6 protein-coding genes and 1 pseudogene are annotated in these 8,220 nt (G+C 48.0%); 6 read left to right on the top strand and 1 reads right to left on the bottom strand.

The annotated features are described in order from the left end of the window. Positions 1-161: 161 nt before the first annotated feature. Positions 162-1,622 (bottom strand): annotated as a pseudogene (locus ACIP6G_RS14670) (integrase core domain-containing protein). A gap of 676 nt (positions 1,623-2,298) precedes the next feature. Between ACIP6G_RS14670 and ACIP6G_RS14675 the strand changes: the two are divergent. The 6 genes from ACIP6G_RS14675 to ACIP6G_RS14700 form a co-directional block, all read left to right on the top strand. Beyond that, positions 2,299-3,309 carry a polysaccharide pyruvyl transferase family protein gene (locus ACIP6G_RS14675; RefSeq protein WP_400290981.1) on the top strand — a complete coding sequence of 337 codons (1,011 nt, stop codon included), beginning with the start codon at positions 2,299-2,301 and terminating at the stop codon, positions 3,307-3,309. Positions 3,310-3,334: 25 nt separating this feature from the next. Then, positions 3,335-5,137, top strand: coding sequence for a hypothetical protein (locus ACIP6G_RS14680; protein WP_400290983.1), 1,803 nt, complete (start codon positions 3,335-3,337; stop codon positions 5,135-5,137). A 114-nt stretch (positions 5,138-5,251) separates the two neighbouring features. Further along, the gene (locus tag ACIP6G_RS14685; protein ID WP_400290984.1) at positions 5,252-6,241 is read left to right on the top strand and encodes a GSCFA domain-containing protein; all 990 of its coding nucleotides are present in this window, start codon (positions 5,252-5,254) and stop codon (positions 6,239-6,241) included. Continuing rightward, a complete protein-coding gene (locus ACIP6G_RS14690; RefSeq protein ID WP_400290986.1) occupies positions 6,238-7,014 on the top strand; it encodes a hypothetical protein in 777 nt (258 codons plus the stop codon). Before ACIP6G_RS14685 ends, ACIP6G_RS14690 begins: the two co-directional genes overlap by 4 nt. 3 nt (positions 7,015-7,017) lie before the next feature. Then, positions 7,018-8,013, top strand: a complete 996-nt coding sequence (locus tag ACIP6G_RS14695; protein ID WP_388025699.1) for a polysaccharide pyruvyl transferase family protein — start codon at positions 7,018-7,020, stop codon at positions 8,011-8,013. Positions 8,014-8,121: 108 nt separating this feature from the next. Further along, positions 8,122-8,220, top strand: a 99-nt coding sequence (locus ACIP6G_RS14700; RefSeq protein ID WP_388025851.1) for a sugar phosphate nucleotidyltransferase, incomplete at its 3' end; no start/stop codon positions are given.

Consider the following 8,220-nt stretch of genomic DNA (forward strand, 5'->3'; position numbering starts at 1 on the left):
AGTTGATTAGCAGATGTATTTGGTAGCACCTGTGCGCGTACCCGATGTGTCATCTCGTTACTTCGTAGACCCAGGGTCTTACTGCTTCGTGGACAATCGATTTGGCGACTTTGTACACAGCTACTGTCGGCGTGGATTTGGACGCCGTCAGTAGCTACGAACTAAAGGTAATCAAATGCCTCAGGCTTGTCGGCTTTCCTCGCTTCGTACTGCGGTCGATAGTCGGCGGATTTCCGCCTCTATTGCTTGGTCGGAATCGCAAAGTGAATTCCTCTGATCGAAAACGAAGCCACAAAACGCCCATGAACACGCAAAGCAACTGGAGATAACGGGAAACTTAGGACCACCTTCGCGGTATGGGGATTCAACGAAATAATTTCGTCGTCTGTGATGGTTATCAGTACCTGGGTCTGGCATAGGTCTGCAGTAGTGAAAGCCGCTTGCCACGATAGTGGGCTTGGCTATTATCCTTACTGACCCGAATCAGTAGTGGATGGATTTCCAGTTCCATCTCCGATTGCTGCTCGTCCCTGATCTTCGTCAGGCTGTCACCAGTTTTCGAAACGACTAGGTCAGCGCGGTCCACCGAGGAGCAGCCGATTCGATGCTTCATCAAGTACTCGGCCGCTTCGCTTTCAAAACACCATCGTTACTGGTTCGGTGGCCGGCGTGTGCTCCCTCAACTCCCAAACCATTTGTGCTGGATGGTTTGATTGAACGACTGGTGCGGGCTGCTCATGTTGTAGTGCTCACGGTAACGTTGAAGCAGTTTCTGCACGTCCGTGAGATTCCGTGGTCTGTTGGCTATAAGGAATTGCTGCAGGGTCCGGTGCGAACGCTCGTTCTTACCCTGGGTAGTTGGTCGGCAGGGTAGCCCGGTGATCGGTAGGCCTATCTGTAGAGCCAAATAAGCTTCCACGGTGCCAACGGTGCCAACGGTGCCAACGGTGCCGCCACGCAGCTGATTTAGTGTCTTGGAAATATCACTGAGGACTTCCTTGGGCGGCTCGGACTCCATAATTGGCACTGGAGAGTACTTGCTGCGCGTCGCCACTGTTCTATTGGCGCGAGTACGCACAGGTTGCCACGTCGAATTGCGTCGCGTCGTCGATGAGGTGGTTGACCGTTACTACCTGGTCGTAACCGGTTCTGTATTCGAACGCATCTAGTTGCCACAGCGGCTATGGCAGTTGAACGTACGCAGGGAACGCAGGAGGATCTGTGGCGTTTGCGTGGACTGCGTTCAACTTGCCGACACTGTCCAGCAACCGTGCAATGGCCGCAACGGCAGGGATTCGGCCGCCGGGAACTTCAAGGATAGTCGCTGCGAAATGGATGGTTATCGGTTGATAGTCCCAACCATCTTCTTTATGCTCTTTGCGGATCCGGACCAGATCGTTGATCACTTAGGGAACGTAGGGTCTGGAAGGTTGCTTCGGGGCTCGCGAACGCGGTTGGAGTTCGCCAGCTGATTCTTGGGAGGCCCGTTCAAGTAGGCGGTAGTAGATGCTTCGCGAAATATTCGGTGACTTGCAGAATTCGCTGACGATCAAGGTTTCAGGCTGTGTCGGATCATAGCTGGTAATCATGGCTCCGGGTCGTGGAGAGAGCGCAGTACGCAAGCGATTGAGCGTGCTTGAAAGTCACGACTCGAACCTCCACCAAGGTATGCGACAGGGTGTCCACGATCTTATGAGACCGTTTGTCCACAAAGTCATGAGATCGATTGTCCATGAACCAGCGAGATACTGTATCGACGAAGTTACGAGACTGCACAACGCACAGATGCTTCCAATTACCTCTGCTGAACAGCAGTGGAAACCTGTAACTGAACAGGGCGCCGCATGCCGCTGCGCTGATCCTGATTGCGTATGTCGCCGGGTCCTGTCCTACATTGAGACATACGTGGCGGAAAAGAAGAGGAAAAGGGAAGCCGCAGGAGGATAAAACAGACCCTAGAACGTCGGCTCTACAGAGTTCTGGAATCTGCGGAAGCGTATTCGTTGAGGACTTGCCTGATAACAAGATTCACTTCAAAGGTCTTCATCACTTTTCCAATCCAAATTACTGGAATCCGTTCTATGTTTAATGGGCGCGTTTTGGGTCGTTGCAGAATAAAGCCCCTTCAGTCAGTTGATAGAATAGGGTCGTGAAGTGGTTCACACGGTGAGTAACTGAATTTTTGGTTCTGCTGTTATTGTATTGAAACTGAATGAAATTGGAATATTTTCCATCACTAATCGAAGGTCACGGAGAGCCCTGGGGGTCATCTAGTGTCGGATACTTGGGAGTTGTGCTTTGCGTATTGGTTTAGTCGGATTCTTCGGATGGGGAAATTTTGGCGATGAATTGTTCTTCAATATTTGGCGCGAAACATTGTCTCAGTACGAGCTAGTACGTATGAATGACTTAATCGAGAAGCCCTATTTTACGAAGTCGGCTGTTGCTAAAGCATCATCAGTCGATGCCGTCATAATTGGTGGAGGTGATTTGATCAGAATCGAAGCAATTTCACCCCTTTATTGGAATGGTGCATGGACTGCCAAACCGATTGTGGTGTCTGGTATTGGGGTCGCTGAAGAGTCAAAAACAAATCGCCCAGATGTTATACCACGCCTTCAAAAGTTCTTTAGTTCAAATAACATTCTGTCATTGAGCGCGCGAGATGAACGAAGTGCCGAGTGGATAAGTCAAAATATCAGGCCTAAAGTTCCAGTCCGAATAGTTCCCGATTTAGTTTTTGCGGACACTACTCCCTCCAACGGAATCGACGGAAGAGTTAATGCCGTGCCAAGGGTCGCATTCGTCCTTAATAAAAAACAAATTACGGAATCTGATTTAGAGATCTGGGGTAGTCTTCTTGCTGCGCATTCCGAGGGGAGAATTGTTGCATCAATATTGGTGCTAGCAACTGGCGATCAGCGTGAACGAGAGATTGATAATCTTAAACGACATGGTTTAGCGGAATACGCTGAGTCGTTTGACGACACCGCGCAAATGCTTGATCACCTACGCAAAATGGATCTGGTGATGAGCGCGAAGTTCCATGCGCTTGTGGTCGCTTCCAAATATGGGATTCCATACGTTTCGCTGCGAGATACGTCGAAGTCACTTGGGTTGATGCGATATTCTCCTTCAGGAGCAATTCCTCCCGAATTAATCGATCTGTTAGAACCACTAGTTGACAGGACCAGCCTGTCAAGTTCTGTGCAAAGCCTTACAAGAAAGCATGTTCGAGATTTAGCGAATGCCGAAATTTCGCATGTAACTGGGCTGATGAATGCAATCCGTCAGTTAAATTTCCCATAAATCGGCTTCTATGAAGGAAGTGCTCATGTCTAATTATCTTATAGCTGTTGGCGTCAAATCCAAGATTGACAAGATTCGTTCGTCATTAATGTCCAACGAATCTATTAATAGAAAATATAGTTCGGAAGTGGCTGAACAAGATCTCAGTAACGGTTACAAAATTCTTATTGTAAGCCGTGGAGCTGAGAGTGAAACTGATTTCAAGAATAAGGTGTTTTTCCGTGGGTATGCCATATTTAATGAAACAGAGAGGAAGGTTATTTTCAGTGGTAATTCAAGTAGTTCATCAGTTGTTGACAAAAGATCGTTGAGCTTCAAATCGGTCGAAGGGTGCTACGTAAGTTGCGCCTGGAACCAAGAATCTAACAAAGTTGAGATCTCGAACGACCTCTTTAGTCTCTGCCCTTTGTTTAGGACAGTTGCTAGTGACGTCGCACTATTTTCGGATTCGATTTACGTCTTGCGAGAAAGCAGACGAATCCTGTCAATGCCGATTACTGTTGATGTGACCTCCGTGACTGCTCGTACCTGGGCAAATGCCATGGCGGGACAAATGCTTAGTAGCAATACCATGATTGACCAGATTAAAATGGTACCGGTGGGCTCCACCATGCGAGTGGAGCTTGGTAAAAGATTGGTTGCTCATTTACAAAGTGGCAACCTACCCGAGATTTTTGGGGCCGACGCTGGTCCATCTTATGAACAGAGTCTTCGTGAATATACCGTTGAATACGTAAGTTTGTTGTCCAGTTTGGCATCGTTGGGTCCGGCGCGTGTAAATATGGCCGTGAGCGGCGGGCTAGATTCGCGTGTAAATATTGCATCGGTGACCTTATCTGAGGAACTAAAGAGTCAGGCAAAAATCACGTGTCAGAATTCGGCCCCGCAGCATCAGAAAGACTTCGAAGTTGTCGCGGAACTAGCAGAAATCCACGAATTACCTCTCAACAGGCAAATGCCTAACGCAGCTACTCGAAAGATCGAACGCGTCGAGAATCCGCTAGGTCTTTGGTACTTATCTAGCTCGGGACTTTACGATTTTATGGTCCTTCCTGACCGTATCGTAACCGAGCATCCGACGTTCAATATTGGAGGTCATGGTGCTGAATTGGCAAAGGGGCAATACGGATGGCGTTCGATGTCTCAAATTCATCGGACAATCAAGAACAAGAACGTTGCTGATGCGTTTTATGCCGAAACGGAAGTAGCAATGTTGGAGATGGGCATCGACTTCGATGACCCTATAGCATCTGAATGGCATTATCTGGGCCACCGTAATGCCCTACATAGCGGACGGTTTGTCACGACGTCTATGATCGGGGTCAGACCTTTTATGAATAGGAAACTCGTAGGCCTAGCTCGTTCGGAAAGTTGGAAAGGGACAGTACGATCCGGCAAGTCGCTCGGCGTAATTCATGACATTATTTCACTAATCAGTCCACAAATGGCTTCGCATCGTTATGACGATGACCGCAAGAACATTTCTTCTCCGGAAGTAGATGCCAGGCTATCGACACTTTGTGGGCGGATTCATCCAGATGAAATCTACAAATTTGAGATTGAAGGTAGTGCTGATGAAGTAGTCAACGGTTACTCCTTCGTCCTCGCTGAATTAGCAAGGAAACGAGGACATATGCTGCACAAGGACCGAGAAACATTATCCGAGCTAACTCGAACTGGATTTGAGATTGCTCAGACACATGGCTTGGGAGATGTTTGTCAGCCAATTTTGGAAGAAGCGAACTCCAAACTGGCGGATCTGTCGTTACCCCTTCAATTTGCAAGGAGCTCCATAGGGAAGCTTCTGAGCTATCATTTGCTAGACTGATCGAGTCTGAACTATATACGGCAGAGAGCTTCTGATATGACAAGTACGCAGAATTTTCCGGTTCCTGAGTCGCCTTATAGAGGCAATCCGAGACGGACGTACTGGAAGACCGGTATGCGCACTTCTTCAGTGGCGACGATTCCCGATTTGTACAAAAAACGCTTCGAAATCAAAGCAACTGACCGCATTGCAACCGCAGGAAGCTGCTTCGCTCAGCACATCGCCAAGTACATGCGGTCAAATGGATATAATGTCGTTGACGTTGAGCCGGCCCCGGAGAATCTAACTAAATCTGGGGCTATGGAACATGGCTACGGAATTTATTCAGCCCGTTATGGAAATATCTATTACACTCGTCAACTGTCACAACTTGCGCGAGAGGCCATGGGTGACCGAGTACCCGCGGAAGTCGTCTGGGAGCGTGATGGGAAGTTTTATGATGCACTTCGTCCTACGATTTTCCCCGGAGGGCACGATAGCCCCGAATTGGTACTAAGACATCGTAAAGTCCACCTCAGACGTGTTCTTGAATTGTTGAAGCAAGCTAACGTTTTTGTCTTCACGATGGGGCTGACTGAAGGATGGGTGTCAAAGGTGGATGGCACTGTCTATCCAACTGCTCCCGGAACAGTCGCTGGTTCCTATGATTCTGAAAAGTACGAATTTAAGAATTTTGGTTACACAGAGGTTGTGCGAGATTTTCTGGAGTTCCGTATTTTGGCTCGTCGAGTTAATCCTCGAATCAAGTTTATCCTTACTGTCTCTCCAGTTCCTCTAGCCGCCACTGCAACCAGTGACCATGTGCTCACGGCGACGACGTACTCTAAGGCGGTACTTAGAGCTGCCGCTGGTGAGATAATTAGACGGTGCCAGGACGTCGATTATTTCCCGTCCTACGAGGTTATCTCGTCAAGCTACGTCGAAAATTCCCCTTTTGATGAGACTGGACGCAATGTCAAGCCTGAAGCGGTGGAAAAGGTTATGAATTACTTCTTCTCTGAACATATACCAATCAAAAATTCTTCGTTGACGGCAAAACAAGAACGTATCGCAGACGAACAGGTATTTTGTGACGATTCGCTTTTGGAGATATTTGCGAAATGAAAATTTGTTTTATCGGTAATTCACATCTTGCCCCTCTTGCAGTTACTTCGCACGGGGTTAAGCCTGAGTCTTCAACTGAGGAACGTAAGTTCTATATTTCGAGAACCTATGGAAACCAGCCCTTAAAGATAGTCGGAACGAAAGATGTGGCTACGCTGGACATGGTCAAAATTGAGGCCACCAGTACTTCCGAATCTACCGTTTTTGCGGAGGATTGGGACCATTTTGTTGTTCTTGGATTCGGATTCTCTGTTGTGTCGATGATCGAGAGTTGGAAAGAATACCAACCTGACGATTTACCGTTTGATCTGGGCGGGCAATTACTAACTCCAGAGGTGTCCATTTCGTATACGAATCATCGTATTGCGCAATCGCAAGCCTCTCGCTTAATTTCAATCCTTAGACGTGTAACCGACAAGCCCGTGACGTTGGTTCCTGCACCATTGCCTGCCGAATGGGCCGGAACTGAATCTGGTGAGCGACTAGAAGCGTTTCACGCGTTCAACGATAACCAGGCTGAACGATATTTGTTAGAAAATTATGAATCTCAAAAAAATCGATTTATATCCAATGGGATCCGGGTAATTGAACAGCCCGAAGAAAGTAAGCGCGGATTTATGTGGACCAAAACCTCATTATGCTTAGGCCAGCCAGACGCACCTGATGAGCGGGGATTCTTCAAACGTCGCGACTTTTATCATATGAATAAGACTTTTGGAAAAATGATGCTTTCACGCATTATTAGTGAACTATACGAGCAGCAAGGAAAATAGACCGTGGCTAAAATTGGCTTAGTAGGATTCTTCGGATGGGGCAATTATGGAGATGAGCTCTTCCACCGCATTTGGGAAAATTCGATCGGTTCAGTGCATGAGACAAGGCTTCTGCACGACAAGTTGGAGTACCCGTATTTCTCACGCTCTGCAGTCGAAATAGCTAAAGAAGTCGATGCAATCGTTATCGGTGGCGGTGACTTGGTCATCCCGAACAAGATCTCTCCACTTTACTGGAACAAAGCATGGCTAAACCGGCCTATATACATTTCCGGTGTAGGAGTTCCAACTTGGATTAAGCACGAAGCTGAAGACGTCATGAGCCGTCTGCGTACTTTCTTCCAGCACAAGAACGTGAAGTACATTTCGGCGCGAGATGTCGAGAGTGCGGAGTGGATTCGGAAGAAACTTACTCCTAATGTTGAGGTCCGCCATCATGCTGATCTGGCATTTAGTGGTGTTTATCCTCCTGCTAAGAAGTTCGAGAAACCAACAATTGGCATTTCTCTTCGTACTCACCGCGCGGGCTCCGATCCGACAGTCTTGCTAAACGCGTGTAGGGAACTCCAAAAAGAGGGCTTTGACATCATGAACATCGTGATGGGCACGGGGCGCACCCGAGCGGCCGATCTGCAAGTCGCAAAGGATTTCCCTCTAGAGAATCAGATTATCTTCGATAGCGAGAATATCGATGAGATCAGCTCCGCAATCGGTGGACTGCATACACTCATCTCAAATAAATTCCATGGAACAGTTGTTGCAACTACTTACGGGGTTTCTTCCGTAGTACTCTCTTCGACTTCAAAGTCACGTAATCTCTATCGTCGATTGGGACGTACCCCTCTACTGTCCAGTGCGACCGATGAGAACCTTTTGCAAAAGGTCCGCTTGGCCGATATGCCCATCTCTGAAGATGCTCTGAAGACTTTACGTCTTGAAGCATACGAAGGAGTCCATGCTGTTGTTCGTGCCATTAACAAAGACTTCCCTTCCAAGTAGAGAAGAGTCAGAGCTAATGGCAGTGTATTATTCGCAATCCGTTATATTGCGCGGAAGGCTTTTGTCCCGGCACAGAAATTTTGGAGTGCGTACTTGAATTCAGATCTGATGTCCCGATTCCACGGCGTGATCCCCGCCGGCGGCGTCGGCACCCGATTGTGGCCCCTCTCCAGGGCTTCCGCTCCGAAGTTTTTGCACGATCTGACC

Origin of the sequence: Glutamicibacter sp. NPDC088483 (assembly GCF_044753145.1) — a bacterium.
Classification (GTDB): Bacteria; Actinomycetota; Actinomycetes; order Actinomycetales; family Micrococcaceae; genus Glutamicibacter.

Excerpts from the sequence above, each read along its gene's own strand:
- ACIP6G_RS14685 (WP_400290984.1), top strand. The coding sequence starts at position 5,252 with ATGCGCACTTCTTCAGTGGCGACGATTCCCGATTTGTACAAAAAACGC.
- ACIP6G_RS14680 (WP_400290983.1), top strand. The coding sequence starts at position 3,335 with ATGTCTAATTATCTTATAGCTGTTGGCGTCAAATCCAAGATTGACAAG.
- ACIP6G_RS14690 (WP_400290986.1), top strand. The coding sequence starts at position 6,238 with ATGAAAATTTGTTTTATCGGTAATTCACATCTTGCCCCTCTTGCAGTT.